The organism is Arcicella sp. BE140 (assembly GCF_031456255.1).
Lineage (GTDB): Bacteria > Bacteroidota > Bacteroidia > Cytophagales > Spirosomataceae > Arcicella > Arcicella aquatica.
The window spans coordinates 108,385-126,073 of the sequence record NZ_JAVDUE010000021.1 but is presented as its reverse complement, the minus strand read 5'-3'; the positions used below and the strand labels follow the sequence as shown (position 1 = coordinate 126,073).

Sequence of the window (17,689 nt, the reverse complement as noted above, 5' to 3'; positions counted from 1 at the left end):
ACCTCCTGTTTTTTGTGTTTGTCGTAATTCACAAAATAAACAAGGAGGTTTTTATTTGGCAAGCCATCCACAAAATTCGGGATGACTCATGTTTTGTGTGTAATAGTTTTAAAACAACTCGCCAGTGCGGTATTTAGGCACAATGCCCAAATGTACATAGGCTCTTTCTGTGGCTTCTCGTCCTCGAGAAGTACGTTTTAAAAATCCTTCTTGAATCAAAAACGGTTCATATACTTCTTCGATGGTTTCTGCTTCTTCTCCACAAGCCGTAGCAATGGTAGATAAACCAACAGGCCCACCTTTGAACTTTTCCACAATCGTCGTTAAAATACGAATATCCATTTCGTCTAAGCCATTTTGATCAACATCCAACGCTAGCAATGCCATTTCTGCTATTTCTATCGTGATGATACCTTTCCCTTTTACTTGGGCAAAATCACGTGTTCTGCGCAATAGGTTATTGGCAATACGAGGCGTTCCTCGGCTACGACGAGCAATCTCAAAAGCTCCTGCATCATCAATCGGCGTATTCAAAATCTGAGCTGAACGTTTAACGATACTTGTTAGTAATTTCGCATCATAATACTCTAAGCGACAGTTAATACCAAACCTAGCTCTTAGGGGCGAAGTAAGCATCCCTGCACGAGTAGTAGCACCAATTAACGTAAAAGGATTAAGCGAAATTTGCACACTTCTGGCATTTGGGCCAGAGTCTAACAGGATGTCAATCTTATAATCCTCCATGGCTGAATATAAGTATTCCTCCACGATAGGATTGAGCCTGTGAATTTCATCAATAAACAATACATCAAAGGGCTGTAAGTTGGTTAGCAAACCTGCTAAATCAGAAGGTTTGTCTAATACAGGCCCAGAAGTAATTTTGATATTGGCTTTCAGCTCATTCGCTACGATGTTAGATAGAGTAGTTTTCCCTAACCCCGGAGGGCCGTGCAAAAGAACATGGTCGAGGGCTTCTTCTCGCAAGCGAGCAGCCGTTACAAATACCTGTAGATTTTCGAGTACTTTATCCTGTCCGGCAAAGTCATCAAAAGAAAGCGGTCTTAGTGCTCTTTCGATTTCCTTTTCCACCGACGAAAGTGTTTCTTTATTACCTTTTAAATAATCTTCTCTCATATGTTGATGGAAACTAATTGAAAAACATTTGCCATAATCTTATATTTTTCAATTAATTCCCTTTGATTGATTCATTCCGAATGTTCAAAAATACGCCATTTTCTAATCTGATAAAAACATTCTGAAAAGGCTTTAGCTTTTAACCTTTTTTGAGCATGATATTAGAAAATTTTACCTTAATTTGTACAATTATTTCTTGACAAAAAACCATTAACTATATTAACTTATAAATTTAACAATGAATTCAGCACTTTTAGGTGAGTTTGTCGGTACGGCAGTATTAATTTTTTTAGGAAATGGTGTTGTTGCTACTGTATTATTAAAAGGTTCAAAAGGCGAGAACAGTGGTTGGATAGTCATCACGGCAGGTTGGGCATTTGCAGTAACAATGGGCATTTTTGTTTCTACTAAGTTTGGTAGTCCAGCAGCCCACTTGAATCCAGCTGTTACAATTGCCGAAGCTGTAAAGTCTGGCGATTGGTCTAATGCTTTTGGCTTCATCGTTGCCCAAATTTTAGGCGCCTCTCTTGGTGCTACTTTGGTCTGGCTACAATACTTACCTCATTGGGCTATTACTGAAGACAAAGGCTTGAAATTAGCCTGTTTCAGTACAGCCCCAGCTATTAGAAGTGCCTTCCCCAATTTTCTCGCAGAATTGCTTGCTACAGCAGTAGCCATTGTTGCCTTGGGCTCATTTGGCACTATTGAAACAGGCTTAGGGCCTTTTGTCGTAGGTATTTTGGTTTGGTCAGTCGGACTTTCTTTAGGAGGGGCAACGGGTTATGCCATCAACCCTGCCAGAGATTTAGGTCCTCGCATAGCTCATGCTATTTTACCGATTGCTGGCAAGGGTTCTTCCGATTGGTCATATGCTTGGGTACCTATTGCTGGGGCGATAATAGGGGCATTAATTTTAAATTGTATAAAATAAATTTTGCTTATTTATGGTTGTTATTTAATGTGTGGCTTAATTTATGCTATCAATTATCGTAGATTATTTTCTTATAGTAATTCGGTGAAAGATAAAATATTGATTATTAGCTAGAAGATATTCCTATCAACATTTTATATTTTTATATCATTGGCCTTTTGTTTCATGTAAGATTGATAAAAAATCATTATCTTACTGTAATAATTTTCCAATCGCCATACTATATCAAATTGAATAGAAAATCATGCTATTTTTCTATTCATTACTATAAAATTCTCTGTTGAAAGTTTAATTTTCCACTAAAAATTTATTTGCCTGATTCTTAATAAGTAAAATGAAAAAAATGTTAATAGACGAAGTACAAAGCAAAAACTTTAAAGCGTTTAGTCATCTTACAAACTTGGCTTCTTTACTTTGCGATGTACCTTTGGCTTATATAACAGTTTTTGATGAAAATTTAGCATATCCTACTAACACGCCACATTTGGATAGTAACGAGCAATCGTTCGCGTCAAACTTACTCTTACTTTGTAAAGAAGTAATCAAATCAAAATCAAGTATTATTATTGAAAATACCCTAAAGCATCAATCTTACTTTAGTGGTGTATTACCATTTGCCGAAACTGCTATTATTTTTTATGCAGGTTTTCCGATTAATAATGCACAGGGCAAAGTGTTGGGAGTACTTTCTTTATTAGGATATGAAGCAAAAACACTAAGCAAAAAACAAGAACAAGCCCTAGAAAGCTTGTTAGCCGAAATTGCTGATAAACTCACGAATAATACAGTTCTTGATAGTTACCATTCGTTTGTTAAAAGTTCGACTGATTTAATTGCAACTTTAAATACAGAACTGAAATTCATTAATGCCAATACTTCATTCCATCAGGTATTAGGTTGGGAGCACAACGAAATTATAGGAAAATCGATAGATGAATTAATTCATGCAAATGATAAATTAACAAGTATCAATCGCCTAAAAAATATTTTATTGACTAATAGCTCTGGTCAGTTTGTTAATCAAATTAAAACGAAAGAAGGCAGCTATAAAACAATTGAATGGTTTGTGCTTTCTAGTGCCAATAGCAGTTTAAATATCTTTGGCAAAGACCATAGTAAATTACAGCAAAGTGAAATAAACGTTTCTAGGCTTGCTGAAATACTGGATATCACTAATAATGTAGCGCGTGTTGGCAGATGGGAAATAGATATAGAGAAAAAGACTTTCTTTTGGTCAGCAATTACGCGGGAACTACACGAAGTTGCCCCTGACTATGAACCTACTTTTAAAGAATCCCTGTATTTCTTTAGAAATGGTAAAAGTAGAAAGGCTATCATCAGAGCCATTATCAAAGCTGTTAAATATGGCGATGATTTTGACATAGAAGTACAAATCATTACACAGAAAGGTTTAAAAAAATGGGTAAGGGTAACGGCAAAGACAATTATTGAACAGCATAAATGCGTTCGGTTGTATGGTACTTTTCAGGATATTCATGAGAAAAAGGTAAAGGATAAGCAAATATCTTTGAGCGAAGAAAGGTTCAGACAAACCTTTGATAATGCTGCAACAGGTATGTTTATTGCCGAACTTGCCACGAGTACATTTATCGAAGTAAACGAGGCTTTTTCATCCATTACTCAATATGACAAAACAGAACTTTTGTCATTAAATATCAGAGACTTAATACATCCTGATGATTTAAAGATGAGTGATGATTTCTTTTTAAAACTCTTGTCGGGGGTAGCCTCAGTTATCTCTTTTCAGAATCGTTACATTACTAAAAATAATACTAACGTTTGGGTTGAGCTAGTAGCAACCATCGTCAGAGACCATAAAGGAAAACCTCTTAACGTAATCGGGCAAGTACAAGATGTTACTGCTAAAAGAACGTGGGAACGCAAACTGTTATTAAGTGAGGAAGAACATCGCGGTTTCTTTGAAAACTCACAAGGTCTGATGTGTACACATGACCTTGAAGGAAACTTTTTAACTGTTAACCCTGCGGGTGCAGCCCTATTAGGCTATACTACAGATGAATTTTTGACTAAAAGTCTATTTGATATTACCCCTGAAAGAACTAGAGATAAAATACAAAGGTATCTTGAATCAATTGCGGTGAATCATTCATACAAAGGGTTAGTGAAGGTTGTACATAAAAATGGTTCATTTAGAACTTGGCTTTCAAATAATGTATTAGCTGAATTGTTAGATGGCAGAAAATATGTTATCGGAAACTCTGTCGATATGACAGAACGGATTAAAATGGAGCGTGAGTTGATAAGTGCCAAAGTATCAGCAGAAAGAAATGCCCATGCGAAGGATGTTTTTCTAGCCAATATGAGCCATGAAATACGTACGCCGATGAATGCCATAACAGGTTTTGCTAATCTATTAAAAGAAACCAAATTAGATTCGGAACAAAAAGAGTTTGTATCAAATATTAATACTGCGGCAGAGAATCTTTTAGGAATAATTAATGACATTCTGGACCTTTCTAAAATTGAATCAGGTCATTTAGTGATAGAATCTGTTCCTTTTAATCTTCATGAACTGGTTAAGAACGTAAAAGCAGTGCTTACTTATAAAGCACTTGGCAAAGGGTTGGAACTAGACTGTTTTGTGCCTGATAATATCCCAGTAACAGTAATTGGAGACCCAACAAGGCTGAATCAGATTTTTTTAAACCTTACCAATAATGCCATTAAGTTTACCGAAAAAGGTTCGGTAAAAATCGTGCTAGAATTACAATCAGAAACAGACGAAGAATATTCTATTTTATTCAAAATCATGGATACGGGTATAGGAATACCCCAAGATAAACAAACCGTCATATTCGACCGTTTCGCTCAGGCGAACTCGGATACTACCAGAAAATATGGGGGTACGGGCTTAGGGTTAAGTATTTCTAAACTATTAATAGAAAAACAGAAAGGTAATATCTTTGTAGAAAGTCAGCCAAATGAGGGGTCAACTTTTTATTTTAACCTAACTTTTAGAAAGGTAAATGATACGGTAATGTTAAAACAAGAAACCCATCTTTTACCGATAGACCCTACTCACAAAGTAAAAATATTATTAGCGGAAGACAACGTATTAAACCAAAAGCTTGCATTAAAAGTATTAGAGCGATTTGGCTTTTTCCCTGAGCTTGCTGAGAATGGAAAAATAGCAGTAATGAAGGTACAAAAGCATGAATATGATGTAATTTTGATGGATTTGCAAATGCCTGAAATGGACGGCTATCAAGCCACAAGCTATATTAGGAATACGCTTAAAAATAATACGCCCATTATTGCCCTGACGGCACATTCATTAATAGGCGAAAAAGAAAAGTGTATGGCTGTTGGTATGAATGATTATATTACCAAACCTTTTTCACCAAAAGATTTGTTTAACAAAATAGTAGGCTTTATTAATGGCAAAGTACATGAAAATATAAATAACGTAAAAGTATTAGGATAAAATTTTATGTCATGTTTAAATGGCATGAATAATGCTTGTATTGACATAGGTTTTTTATCAAAATTTGACCATTGCTAAAAATGAAGAGTAGTTAATAAATGATATGAACCCTTGTTCATAATTTTTTTTGAGTAAACAGCAAATTAATTTTTGTATTCTAGCATAAATTTCTTTGCAAAATACGAAGTCATACTTTGGAATAGTTATTATTTTTGACTGATTGTTAGCATTATTTGATAGTATCTACTAACAATATCCATTGTCGACTCCTTATTATTTTATTAAATATACTTCGATCATGGAGAAAAATGAATTACCCATACCAGCAAATGAAGATTTGCGGTTAAAGGCATTAGATGAGTATAATATACTTGATACTTTGCCCGAAGAAGAGTTTGATAGGCTTACAAAATTAGCATCTGTAATATGCGGAGTACCTATTTCTTTGATTTCGTTAATTGATAAAGATAGACAATGGTTTAAATCTAATATAGGTTTAGACGCTAATCAAACGGCTAGAGATATTTCATTTTGTCAGTACACTATTGTAGGAGATACAATTTTTGAGGTAGAAGATGCTCTTTTAGATGATCGATTTAAAAATAATATACTCGTTAATGATTTTCCAAATGTTCGATTCTACGCTGGTTATCCCTTGATTGACCCTGATGGATATGCCCTTGGTTCACTCTGTGTTATTGATAATAAAGTAAAAAAACTCAATGAAGATCAGCAGTTAGCATTAACGATTCTAGCGAAGGAAGTAGCGGCACAGCTTGTGGCGAGAAAAGAAAGAATGGTACTCAAAAACTACGAGAAGCTATTCTTAGAGTCGAGAGACATGATTTGTATTGCAAAAATTGAAGGATATTTAAAAAAAATAAATCCAGCATTTTGCAAAACGCTGGGATGGGATGGCGTAGATTTAATTGATAAATCATTTTTTAATTTCATACATCCAGATGATATTGAGGCAACAAAACAGGAAATTGATAAACTAGAGAACGAGACTACTAGCTCATTAAATTTTACACATCGTTTTAAAACTAAATCTGGCGGTTATAAATTCTTGGAATGGGTAGCTACACCTGATAAAGAAACAGGAACAATTTATGCCATTGCCAGAGATATTACCGACTATAAGCGATTAGAAGTTGAAGTTGAAAAACTTTCTGAAATTCAGAATATTATTCTGGATGGTACAGAGTATTCTATCATATCTGTTGACCCTAATAATAGTACTATTAAAACATTCAATCGTGGTGCTGAATTGATGTTGGGGTATAAAGCAGAGGAGGTGATTGGTAAAGTGACTCCTGAAATCATTCATGATAAAGACGAAGTAGAAAAACGAGCCAAAGAATTATCAGAAGAACTACATACCACGATAGAACCGGGGCATGAAGTATTTCATGCGAAGGCGAGATTAGGAGTAGCAGACACTAATGAGTGGACTTATATTAGAAAAGATAAATCTAGATTGACAGTAGAACTTTCTGTTACTTCTTTAAGAGACAACCACAATGTCATTACTGGTTTCATGGGAATTGGTAAAGATATTACCGAGAAAAAGGTTTGGGAAAACCAACTTTTAATGAGTGAAAACAGACATAGAGGGTTCTTTGAGAATACGCAAGGGCTCATGTGTACTCATGATATTTATGGTAACTTTCTGACGATAAATCCTGCGGGAGCAGATTTGATTGGCTATACGAAAGAAGAAGTTTTAGAAAAAAGTTTGTTTGATATTGTTCCAGAATCTTCTATCAAGGGAGTAAAAATGTATCTTCAAGAGATTACAGCTACTGGTAGAAGCAAAGGACTGATGAAGGTAATCCATAAAAACGGGTCGCATAGAACATGGCTATATAATAATGTACTGTCTGAGCTTATTGAAGGACAACAATACATAATTGGAAATGCTGTAGATATAACAGATAGAATTCTGATGGAAAAAGAATTAATAAAAGCAAAAGAAACGGCTGAACAAAATGCCCTTGCGAAAGATACTTTTTTGGCTAATATGAGCCATGAGATTCGTACGCCCATGAATGCTATTATTGGCTTTTCTAATTTATTGAAGGATACTGAATTAGAAGAGGAACAACGTGATTATGTATCAAATATCAATATTGCTTCTGAAAACTTATTGGGAATCATCAATGATATTCTTGATATTTCAAAAATCGAATCAGGCCATATTGTTATTGAAAAAATATCATTTAACATCAAAGATTTATTGAAAAATGCCAAAGCTGTTTTAAATCATAAGGCCAAAGAAAAAGGACTGGAATTAAGCAGTATCATTGATGAAAATATTCCTACGTTTGTTATTGGTGACCCTACACGTTTAAACCAGATTTTACTGAACCTTACGAACAATGCTATTAAATTTACTGAAAAAGGTAGGGTAAAGATTTTAGTGGAGTTAAGCAAAGAGTCTTCCACAGAATGTGTAATTTTGTTTAGTGTAATGGATACAGGAATAGGCATTTCAAACGAAAAGCTAGATTCTATTTTTGACAGATTTACTCAGGCAGATAGCGATACTACTAGAAAATATGGTGGAACAGGCTTGGGTTTAAGTATTTCCAAATCATTAGTGGCACTTCAAGATGGCCAACTATGGGTGGAAAGTAGCCCAGGCAAAGGCTCAACGTTTTGTTTTAGCTTACCATTCGGTATAGATGTTAAGGACAAAGTCAACGATAATGATGCTAAAAACTCAGTACTTAAAAGTGACCGACAAATAAAAGTACTTTTGGTAGAAGACAATCCTTTGAATCAAAAATTAGCATTAAAAGTACTCTCTAAATTTGGTTTTGATGTTGATTTAGCTGAAAATGGAAAAATTGCTACTGAAAAGGTGCAAATAAACGAATATGAAGTAATTTTGATGGATTTACAAATGCCCGAAATGGATGGGTATCAAGCTACTGAATATATTAGAAAACAATTACAAATAAACACGCCAATTATCGCAATGACTGCACATTCATTGGTTGGAGAAAAGGAAAAATGTATTTCGATTGGTATGAATGACTATATCCCAAAGCCTTTTGTCCCTCAGGAATTATTTGAGAAAATCATAAATTATGCAGAACTAAACGATCAAAACAAAGTTAGTACTATGGAAGAAAATCTAGATGGAATCGTGGATTTATCCTATTTACAGGAATTATCTGATGGTAACAAAGAATTTGAGCAAGAGATTATTGAGTTATATTTAAGCCAAATGCCTATTGAGTTTGATATCCTTAGAAAAGCTATCAGCGAAGTAAATTACCCCGGCATTAAAGCGACAGCTCATAAATTAAAATCTTCTTTCTCATCAATGGGTGTCAATGAAGGTGGCATTTTAAAGTCACTTGAAAGCAAAGCTTTAGCCAAGGAAGATATCGAAATCATAAAATCTGAATTTGCTCAATTAGAAATTATTTTAGCAAAAGCTGTTAAAATACTTCAGGGAATATTAGCAGAATAAAAAAAGGAGGGTTTAGCCCTCCTTTTTTTATTTTAAAATTTCTCTGGCTATCACCATCTTCTGGATTTCAGAAGTGCCTTCATAAATCTGTGTTATTTTTGCATCCCGCATCATTCTTTCTACGTGATATTCTTTCACAAAGCCATATCCTCCGTGTATTTGTACAGCCTCAATAGTAGTATCCATTGCCACCTGCGAACAAAATAGTTTCGCCATTGCCGCCGACTCTACGTAACTTCGATGCTGGTCTTTATCAAAAGCGGCTTTGAAACAAAGTAAACGAGCGGCCTCAATACTAGTCGCCATATCAGCAAGTTTAAACTGGATAGCTTGGTGTTCAGCAATGGCTTTACCAAATGATTTCCGCTCTTTTGCATATTTTATGGATAATTCATAAGCCCCAGAAGCAATACCTAAAGCCTGAGCAGCAATACCAATTCTTCCCCCATTCAAGGTTGACATGGCGAATTTAAAACCAAAGCCGTCGGCACCAATTCTATTTTCTTTCGGTACTTTCACGTCAGTAAACATCAAAGAATGCGTATCTGACCCGCGAATACCTAATTTTTTCTCTTTCTTACCTATCTGGAACCCTTCCATGCCTCGCTCGACAATCAAACAATTGATCCCTTTGTGCCCTAATTCCGGATGCGTTTGTGCCATTACGAGATATACGCTAGCTCTACCACCATTGGTAATCCAGTTTTTAGTACCATTCAGTAGGTAATAATCCCCCATATCCTCTGCAATAGTATGTTGAGAAGTAGCGTCTGAACCCGCTTCTGGCTCTGATAGAGCGAATGCCCCGATGATTTCCCCTTTTGCTAGAGGGACAAGGTATTTTTGCTTTTGTGCTTCAGTGCCGAAAGCCTCTAACCCATAACAAACCAAAGAATTATTCACAGAAACCATTACCGAAGCAGAAGCATCTACTTTAGATAATTCTTCCATGGCTAATACATAAGAAATAGTATCCATACCGCCTCCACCATATTCAGGCGAAACCATCATTCCCAGAAAGCCAAGCTCTCCCATTTTCTTCACTAATTCTTCAGGAAAATATTCTTTTTCATCACGTTCAATTACTCCGGGGAGTAACTCTGTTTGAGCAAAATCACGAGCAGCTTGTTGTACAGCTAGGTGTTCTTCAGATAACTGAAGATTAAAGCCTTGAAAGATTGAATCACTCATGTTAAATAAAGTTTTAAATTTTTGAGATTAATATTCAAATATATAAAATAGTATGCTTGCATAACAATTTACCCGACTTTATTTTTTTCTTCTTCATTGATGTTCTTAAAAGTCCACAAAAAAAGGAGCTAAGATGCTCCCTTTCTATTATTATGCTAATGCCTGTTTCCAATCTTCTATTAAATCATCAATACTTTCTAATCCAACGGATACCCTCAGGAGGTTCTCTGGTGTAGGGCTATCAATTCCTTCTACAGATTTACGATGTTCTATTAAACTTTCTACACCTCCTAAGCTAGTTGCGGTAGTGAATAGTTTAAGCTTTCCCGTTACAGCCATAGCATTTTGTGCATCCCCTTTTATTTGTACCGACAACATTGCACCAAAACCATTCAACATTTGCTTTTTAGCAATTTCGTGTTGAGGATGGCTTGCTAATCCTGGATAATGAACAACTTCTATCTGTGGATGTGTACTTAGAAATTCAGCTAGTTTTTTAGCATTATCTGTCTGAGCTTTTACTCTTAAAACCAACGTTTTGATACCTCTGGCTACCAACCAAGACTCAAAAGGAGAGGGTACACCACCTGTTAATCTTTGAATATTTCGTAGTTTATTTGATAATTCTCCTTCTTCTTTAATGATTAATGCACCACTTAGTACATCGCTATGCCCACCAAAATACTTAGTAGTAGAATGCATCACGATATCTGCACCTAAATTGATAGGTTGCTGTAAAACTGGTGTTGCCCACGTATTATCTACTGCTACCAATGCACCAATTTCTTTCGCTATTTTACTGATGGCTTCGATGTCAGTAATTTTTAATTGTGGATTAGAGGGCGTTTCTATCCAAAATAGTTTTGTATTGGGCTGGATAGCCGCTTTTACGGCTGATAAATCGGTCATATCGACGGTAGTCAATGATAAGCCCCATTGTCCAAATACCTCTGTAATCAATACATTCGTAGCATAATAAGCATCGTCTGGCGTGATGATGTGGTCACCTGATTTTAGGCTTTGAAACAATGCCGTAGTGGCAGCCATACCCGAAGCAAAAGCCAAGCCTACGGCTCCGTTTTCAAGCAATGCCATACTTTTTTCTAATAGTTGACGATTGGGATTATCCGCTCTTGAATAAACGTATCCATGTGCATAAGAGCCGTCAGTTTCACGCTCAAAAGTAGTTGATAAATAAATAGGCGAAATAACAGCTCCTGCATTGTCATCATGCATTTGGGTAGACTGTATCGCTAATGTTTCGATTTTCATGCGTATAATGAAGTATTTGTAATCCTTTCTTCAAAATAACAAAATCTGTTCATCATATCACAGTACAAAGGCTAATTTAAGGTATGTTATCTTTCATTATTGATAAATAATATCCTATATTGTTTATCAATAATTCAGCAAAAACTAAAATCAAACTGATTCATTTTTCCCCCTTTGAATCAGTCAATATTAATAATACTCCTTGGGGAGGAGTCTAAACTATGGAAAATAATTCTAGACGGGATTTTCTCAAGAAAAGCTCATTAGCTGCTGCAGGTTTCTATATCGTACCTCGCCATGTATTAGGAGGAAAAGGGTTCATTGCTCCCTCAGATAAACTCAACATTGCTGCTATCGGTTGCGGAGGCAAGGGTTGGTCGGATATCCTAGGGGCTTACGATAGTGGTAGGAACAATATTGCGGCTCTTTGTGATATCGACGACAGGCAAATGAAGCAATCGGTCGAGAAGTTTCCTGCTGCCAAAAAGTACAAGGATTTCCGCATCATGCTCGAGAAAGAAAAAGATAACATTGATGCTGTAACGGTTTCTACACCAGACCATACGCACTATGTGTCGGCAATGGCAGCAATGAGTTTGGGCAAACACGTTTATGTACAAAAGCCATTGGCACATAATATTTACGAAGTTCGTAAAATGACTGAAGCTGCTGTACAGCAAAGAGTAGTAACGCAGATGGGAAACCAAGGGTCTTCGGGAGATGGTGTGCGAAGAATGATGGAATGGTATAAAGCAGGGTTAATAGGTGAAGTATCACGCGTACACGTTTGGACAAACCGTCCTGTGTGGCCACAAGGAATTGCGAAACCAACTGCTAAAGTAGAAGTACCTAAAGAGGTAGATTGGGATTTATGGCTAGGCCCAGCACCTTGGGAAGACTATCAGCCAGGGTATCATCCATTCAACTGGCGTGGTTGGGTAAATTACGGGACTGGTTCTTTGGGCGATATGGCTTGCCACATGATGGACCCACCTTATAGAGTATTAGGCTTGGGGTATCCTTCAGAAGTAGAATGTAGTATTGCAAATACTGCTTGGACAGAACCCTTCAAAGAAGGCTATTTCCCTGAGAGCTATCCTGCGGCTTCGATGATTCACTTGAAATTTCCAAGAAAAGGCAAATCTGATGTAAAAATGACTTGGTATGATGGCGGATTAATGCCTGAGCGTCCTGATGAAATTCCAGCTGATGTGAAGCTAGGCGATTGGAGTGGCGGTGTATTATTAATGGGAACTAAGGGCGTAATGATGTGTGGTGTTTATGGTTCAAACCCTACGCTGTGGGGCAATGATAGCTTAAAAGCAAAAGGCGAAAAGCTACCAATAACGATAGAAAGAGTAGTGGGAGCAGACGGTGCCGGCCATTATCAACAATGGTTACAGGCTTGTAGAGATGGTTATGGCAAGCATAAACCTTTGAGTTCTTCTTTTGATTACTCAGGACCAATGTCAGAAGCTGTACTAATGGGTAATTTGGCGATTAGAAGCTACTTCTTCCGTTCTCCTAAAAAAGACAAGCAATGGCTACAAGAATTTGATTATAACGGCAGAAAGAAACTTCTTTGGGATGGTAAAGAAATGAGAATCACCAATTTTGACGAAGCTAATCAGTTTGTGAAAAGAGAATATCGTGAGGGATGGAAGTTGTAGAAATAATAAGGGAGAACAAAATAATTTTGTTCTCCCTTTCTATTATGGAAATTTAATTTCTTTTCTGGGAATGAAAAAACCTTTAATACAATTAAGATTCCTAATACAAATCTGTATATGGTTTTTAATTTGAATTCCTGCACCTTCAAAAGCTGGCCCTCCTTCTGTAAAAACACCTCTTACTGTATCAAAATGTTTTAATTCACTAAATCCATTTCTTGAAATATCAGCATTAATCTTCTCATCGATTTTTTGGTGCAAATATTCAATTACAGCACAATCCAATTCTCTTAATACTAAATCATGATATTTATCTTTGGGTACGTCTTTATTTCTGGGAAGTTCTTTTCCGGTAAAATATAAATCTTCTTTCATTAACTCATAATACGATGAAAGGATATTTATGTACTCTGAATCGGTAAAATCTAAACAGTAATCAAGTTGATATACAACTCCTACGACAGATGGCGTTATAAGTTTTCCTCTATCCTTTTTATCTAATGCCCATCTAAGAGCACGTTCGTAGTTATTTTCCCAAATATAAAATCCATTGCCAAGCCAATCGAAACTCTCTTGGCTCTTTTTTACAATATCAGGTCTAGTAACTAACTCGTTTCTCACAGATTCATCACATCCATGAAAACCAAGCATTAAATTTGGTCTTTTACTATACATTATTTTACAGTCTCAACAACCTTACTCAGGTTACTATAATGACTTGTGAAGTTTTCTTTTCGTGTTAAAATTTTTGCTGACTGTAACGAAGCAATCACTTTAACTCTATCTTTCTTCTCAGATTTAATTTGTTTAGCTAATGAAGCTAAAAGCTTTATTTGATTTCCTTCCATAAGAATGATTATTTAAATCTTATCTATACAAATCTAAACGTTTTTTTAATATCTCGATTCTTTACGATTCAATCTTTTCATATGTTATTTCTTATTATAATCAAATGCTTGTAAATTATAAATTGAGAAGCGTTGAACAGCTTCAACAACTTTTTGAAAGTTGTTATATCATTAACCTTAAAACCTCTTAGGGTTAATATGAAGTTTAATCCTCACAATCCCTTACTTTTGTATTCAAAAATATAGCACATGAATTTTGACACTTTATCAGCAACACGACAAAATCAATTAATAGCTTTCGACCGTATCCTTACTATCATGGACGAACTCAGAGAGCAATGTCCTTGGGATAAAAAACAGACGATTGAATCTCTCAGACATCTAACGATTGAGGAAACTTATGAACTTTCAGATGCCATTATTGAAGGCGATATGAAGGAAATTAAGAAGGAAATCGGAGATGTGATGTTGCATTTGGTATTTTATTCAAAAATTGCTTCAGAAACTAATACTTTTGATATTGCCGACGTATTGAATGGTTTATGTGAAAAATTAATCCATCGTCACCCGCATATTTATGGGGATGTAAAGGTTGAAAACGAAGAACAGGTTAAGCAAAATTGGGAGGCTTTAAAGCTGAAAGAAGGGAATAAATCGGTGCTAGAAGGTGTTCCAAAATCATTGCCATCTTTGGTAAAAGCCATGAGGATTCAGGAAAAAGCAAGAGGTGCTGGTTTTGATTGGGAAGAAAAACATCAAGTGTGGGAAAAGGTAGAGGAGGAAATGGATGAATTCAAGAACGAATTTAATGTTATTGACAATCAAGCAATTAACATCGACAAAGCTGAAGGTGAATTTGGAGATTTACTTTTTTCTTTGGTAAATTACGCAAGGTTTATTAACATTAATGTAGAAACTGCTTTGGAGCGAACTAACAAAAAGTTTATCAAGCGTTTTCAACACTTAGAATTAAGAGCGAAAGAACAAGGCAAAGCCTTACAAGATATGACCTTAGCTGAAATGGATGTGTATTGGGAAGAAGCCAAACACCTATAATCAGCGAAGGACGAAGAGTCAAAATTTAATTTTGAGAGTGAAACAAACAAACCCGTCAGTCTTTGACCGACGGGTTTTTGATTGTTAACGTATATAGACCTTTGTAAAACAATATGCTATTGCTATATTTTTTTCATTTTTGGTCATCAACGTATATATGTACTTTTATAATACTCCTTCAATTTTATACACCCACGCATAGTCTGAAGGGTTTGTTGCGGGCGAAAGTGCTGGAGGAGTGATGGTTAATTTATCTCCTTTAATACTTGTTTTTATAGTTCCTTTAAAACCTAACATTTGCACTTTGCCTGTTTTAATACCTGCTACAACGATGGGGCTATCTTGCCACTTAGTAGTGATTACATACAAATCTTTTCCTTTGGCAGTAAAATACACTTTTGTGTCTTTATCTACCTTCGGGCTATTCGTCCATTTTCTAGTACCATAAATAGCATCTCCATTTACTTTTAGCCATTTACCAATATCTCGCAAACGTTGTTGCATAATTACGGGAATGGTACCGTCGGCAGCAGGGCCAATGTTTAATAACAAATTACCTCCGCGTGCTACTTTATCTACCAAAATATGAATTAACTGTTCTGACGTAGAATAATCATCTAACATTTCATTTCTACTAAAGCCGAAAGATGAACCTATTCCTCTGCATTCCTCCCAAGGATGATTTATTTCCATACCTGTAGCGTTTTGGTCATGTACTAAATCATACTCTGTTGTATAAATTCCTCCATGTTTGGCCCTTGTTTCTTTGCCCCAACGGTCGTTTACTACAATATCATTTTTGGCTGGCGATTCATTGTATAGCCATGATAGAAATTCTGTGCTTTTCCACGTTTCAGATGGATGGTCCCATTCGCCATCTGTCCACAGTACATCTGGCTTGTAGCGAGTTACCAAATCTTTCATCTGCGGTATCATGTGGTCGTCAACATATTTATTCACGTTCGCTTTATAAAGCGGATTGAACCATTCGTACAATGAGTAATAATAGCCCATGCGTAAGCCTTTATTACGCACAGATTTCATTAAATCTCCCGCTAAATCTCTATGAGGATTTAAATCAACTGAATTCCAATTCCACGATTCTTTACTTGGCCAAAGGGTATATCCTTCATGATGCTTCGACGTCAACACTACATATTTTGCTCCTGCATCTTCAAATACTTTTGCCCATTCGTTAGGGTCAAAAAGTTCGCATTTAAAATCCTTGGTAAAGTCTTGGTACTGAAAATCTTTGCCATAGGTATTGTTATGAAACTTTGTGAAGGCTGCATAACTTTTACGATTGGGGTCAGATATTCCTTCCCAATACCATTCTGAATAACGGTCATAAATGCCTACGCCATCTTTAGCAGTAGGTCCCCAAGCGGGTACAGAGAAAAGCCCCCAGTGAATAAAAATACCAAATTTAGCATCCTCAAACCAAGCAGGAACTGGTCTGGAATCGATGGATTCCCAATTGGCTTCATACTTTTTTTGGGCAAGTATGTTATTGGAAATCAGGGCAAATAAGCAAACGATTAATATTTTTTTCATAATCAAGGTTGAGTAAGTTTTAGTTTTTACAATTGCTAAAGCAAGATGTTATTAAAAATACTCTATTTCTTTAATGCATAAATACGCACATAATCTACTTCCATGCGTTGTGGGAAAACGCTTTCATCAACCCCTTTTACTCCTCCCCAATTTCCACCAACGGCTAGGTTGAGTAGTAGATGGAATTTTTTATCGAATGGATATTCTGCAAAACCCTTCCCAGTATTCTCAAAAGTAAAATATAGCTTAGCGTCTATGTACATTTCTATTTTATTGGGCGTCCAATCTAGCCTATACTCATGAAAAGCTTTATCGAAATCATCCACCATCATATTGGTTGTTACTTGTGTACCAATTACATGGTTAAAAGATTTTGTATGTATCGAGGCGTGTACTCTACCTGGGTCATACCCAACGTGTTCCATAATGTCTATTTCACCATTATCAGGCCAATACTTATTACTATAACTTTGCTCGGTTGCCAACATCCAAATAGCAGGCCAAGTACCCCTTCCTGCTGGTAGCTTGGCTTTGATTTCAAAACGACCGTATAAAAAATCGCCCTTGTCTTTCGTTACTAATCGAGCAGAGGTATAACTATTGCCATTAAAGTTTTCTTTGATAGCTTCAATGACTAGCTTTCCATTTTCAACCCTAGCATTTTTAAGGTTTTCTTTGGTATAATATTCTAGTTCATTGTTACCCCAACCGCTTCCACCTACGTCATAATTCCACTTTTTGCTGTCGGGCAATCCATCTTTATCAAATTCATCTGCCCAAATTGGCGTACTTTCGAACTCGTAAACAATTGGGGCTGTTGGTGCGGGGATGACAGGGGTGGGTACTTGTGCTACCGTGCTTTCTTTGGAACAAGCAGACACTATTATCAAAATACTGATAACAGAGCATAACGTTAATTTATTCATGAATTGAGTGTTTTTGATTTTATGAAGTTAATTTACTGATAAACTATCACATTACTATATGTGTTTGTTTTGTATGGCTATCTTTTGTAGGTGCTTTTTTGTAATTTTATAAATACTTTTTAAAGGGCATTACTCTTAAAAACTTCATCTAAAATCG

12 protein-coding genes are annotated in these 17,689 nt (G+C 36.0%); 5 read left to right on the top strand and 7 right to left on the bottom strand.

Going from position 1 to position 17,689, the window contains the following annotated elements; genetic code table 11:
* Positions 1–108: 108 nt before the first annotated feature.
* The gene (gene ruvB / locus J2Y60_RS22480; protein ID WP_309923761.1) at positions 109–1,134 is read right to left on the bottom strand and encodes a Holliday junction branch migration DNA helicase RuvB; all 1,026 of its coding nucleotides are present in this window, start codon (positions 1,132–1,134) and stop codon (positions 109–111) included.
* A 238-nt stretch (positions 1,135–1,372) separates the two neighbouring features.
* Here ruvB and J2Y60_RS22475 point away from each other — a divergent pair, with 238 nt between their 5' ends.
* From J2Y60_RS22475 to J2Y60_RS22465, 3 genes are all read left to right on the top strand, one after another.
* The gene (locus J2Y60_RS22475; RefSeq protein WP_309923759.1) at positions 1,373–2,065 is read left to right on the top strand and encodes an MIP/aquaporin family protein; all 693 of its coding nucleotides are present in this window, start codon (positions 1,373–1,375) and stop codon (positions 2,063–2,065) included.
* A 334-nt stretch (positions 2,066–2,399) separates the two neighbouring features.
* On the top strand, positions 2,400–5,531 hold the full coding sequence (locus tag J2Y60_RS22470) for a PAS domain S-box protein (RefSeq protein ID WP_309923757.1): 3,132 nt from the start codon (positions 2,400–2,402) through the stop codon (positions 5,529–5,531).
* Between the two features lie 298 nt (positions 5,532–5,829).
* Entirely contained in the window at positions 5,830–9,015 is a 3,186-nt protein-coding gene (locus tag J2Y60_RS22465) for a PAS domain S-box protein (protein WP_309923755.1), read from the top strand.
* Positions 9,016–9,042: 27 nt separating this feature from the next.
* Here the strand turns inward: J2Y60_RS22465 and J2Y60_RS22460 are convergent, their stop codons facing one another.
* Together J2Y60_RS22460 and J2Y60_RS22455 are read right to left on the bottom strand one after the other, a co-directional pair.
* Positions 9,043–10,206 carry an acyl-CoA dehydrogenase gene (locus tag J2Y60_RS22460; RefSeq protein ID WP_309923754.1) on the bottom strand — a complete coding sequence of 388 codons (1,164 nt, stop codon included), beginning with the start codon at positions 10,204–10,206 and terminating at the stop codon, positions 9,043–9,045.
* A gap of 150 nt (positions 10,207–10,356) precedes the next feature.
* The gene (locus J2Y60_RS22455; protein WP_309923753.1) at positions 10,357–11,478 is read right to left on the bottom strand and encodes an aminotransferase class V-fold PLP-dependent enzyme; all 1,122 of its coding nucleotides are present in this window, start codon (positions 11,476–11,478) and stop codon (positions 10,357–10,359) included.
* Between the two features lie 221 nt (positions 11,479–11,699).
* On the opposite strand from J2Y60_RS22455, the gene J2Y60_RS22450 reads away from it, so the two are divergent.
* Positions 11,700–13,148, top strand: a complete 1,449-nt coding sequence (locus J2Y60_RS22450) for a Gfo/Idh/MocA family oxidoreductase (RefSeq protein ID WP_309923751.1) — start codon at positions 11,700–11,702, stop codon at positions 13,146–13,148.
* Positions 13,149–13,190: 42 nt separating this feature from the next.
* Here J2Y60_RS22450 and J2Y60_RS22445 read toward each other — a convergent pair whose 3' ends face one another.
* Positions 13,191–13,823, bottom strand: coding sequence for a hypothetical protein (locus J2Y60_RS22445; RefSeq protein ID WP_309923749.1), 633 nt, complete (start codon positions 13,821–13,823; stop codon positions 13,191–13,193).
* The gene (locus J2Y60_RS22440; protein ID WP_309923746.1) at positions 13,823–13,996 is read right to left on the bottom strand and encodes a hypothetical protein; all 174 of its coding nucleotides are present in this window, start codon (positions 13,994–13,996) and stop codon (positions 13,823–13,825) included. Before J2Y60_RS22440 ends, J2Y60_RS22445 begins: the two co-directional genes overlap by 1 nt.
* Before the next feature lie 249 nt (positions 13,997–14,245).
* On the opposite strand from J2Y60_RS22440, the gene mazG reads away from it, so the two are divergent.
* Positions 14,246–15,052, top strand: a complete 807-nt coding sequence (mazG, locus tag J2Y60_RS22435; RefSeq protein WP_309923744.1) for a nucleoside triphosphate pyrophosphohydrolase — start codon at positions 14,246–14,248, stop codon at positions 15,050–15,052.
* Positions 15,053–15,217: 165 nt separating this feature from the next.
* Here the strand turns inward: mazG and J2Y60_RS22430 are convergent, their stop codons facing one another.
* Positions 15,218–16,606, bottom strand: a complete 1,389-nt coding sequence (locus tag J2Y60_RS22430; RefSeq protein WP_309923742.1) for an alpha-L-fucosidase — start codon at positions 16,604–16,606, stop codon at positions 15,218–15,220.
* Positions 16,607–16,668: 62 nt separating this feature from the next.
* Entirely contained in the window at positions 16,669–17,532 is an 864-nt protein-coding gene (locus J2Y60_RS22425; protein WP_309923740.1) for a glycoside hydrolase family 16 protein, read from the bottom strand.
* Positions 17,533–17,689: the final 157 nt, after the last annotated feature.

Coding starts and splice junctions, on each gene's coding strand:
- ruvB (WP_309923761.1), bottom strand. CDS start 1,134: ATGAGAGAAGATTATTTAAAAGGTAATAAAGAAACACTTTCGTCGGTG.
- J2Y60_RS22475 (WP_309923759.1), top strand. CDS start 1,373: ATGAATTCAGCACTTTTAGGTGAGTTTGTCGGTACGGCAGTATTAATT.
- J2Y60_RS22470 (WP_309923757.1), top strand. CDS start 2,400: ATGAAAAAAATGTTAATAGACGAAGTACAAAGCAAAAACTTTAAAGCG.
- J2Y60_RS22465 (WP_309923755.1), top strand. CDS start 5,830: ATGGAGAAAAATGAATTACCCATACCAGCAAATGAAGATTTGCGGTTA.
- J2Y60_RS22460 (WP_309923754.1), bottom strand. CDS start 10,206: ATGAGTGATTCAATCTTTCAAGGCTTTAATCTTCAGTTATCTGAAGAA.
- J2Y60_RS22455 (WP_309923753.1), bottom strand. CDS start 11,478: ATGAAAATCGAAACATTAGCGATACAGTCTACCCAAATGCATGATGAC.
- J2Y60_RS22450 (WP_309923751.1), top strand. CDS start 11,700: ATGGAAAATAATTCTAGACGGGATTTTCTCAAGAAAAGCTCATTAGCT.
- J2Y60_RS22445 (WP_309923749.1), bottom strand. CDS start 13,823: ATGTATAGTAAAAGACCAAATTTAATGCTTGGTTTTCATGGATGTGAT.
- J2Y60_RS22440 (WP_309923746.1), bottom strand. CDS start 13,996: ATGGAAGGAAATCAAATAAAGCTTTTAGCTTCATTAGCTAAACAAATT.
- mazG (WP_309923744.1), top strand. CDS start 14,246: ATGAATTTTGACACTTTATCAGCAACACGACAAAATCAATTAATAGCT.
- J2Y60_RS22430 (WP_309923742.1), bottom strand. CDS start 16,606: ATGAAAAAAATATTAATCGTTTGCTTATTTGCCCTGATTTCCAATAAC.
- J2Y60_RS22425 (WP_309923740.1), bottom strand. CDS start 17,532: ATGAATAAATTAACGTTATGCTCTGTTATCAGTATTTTGATAATAGTG.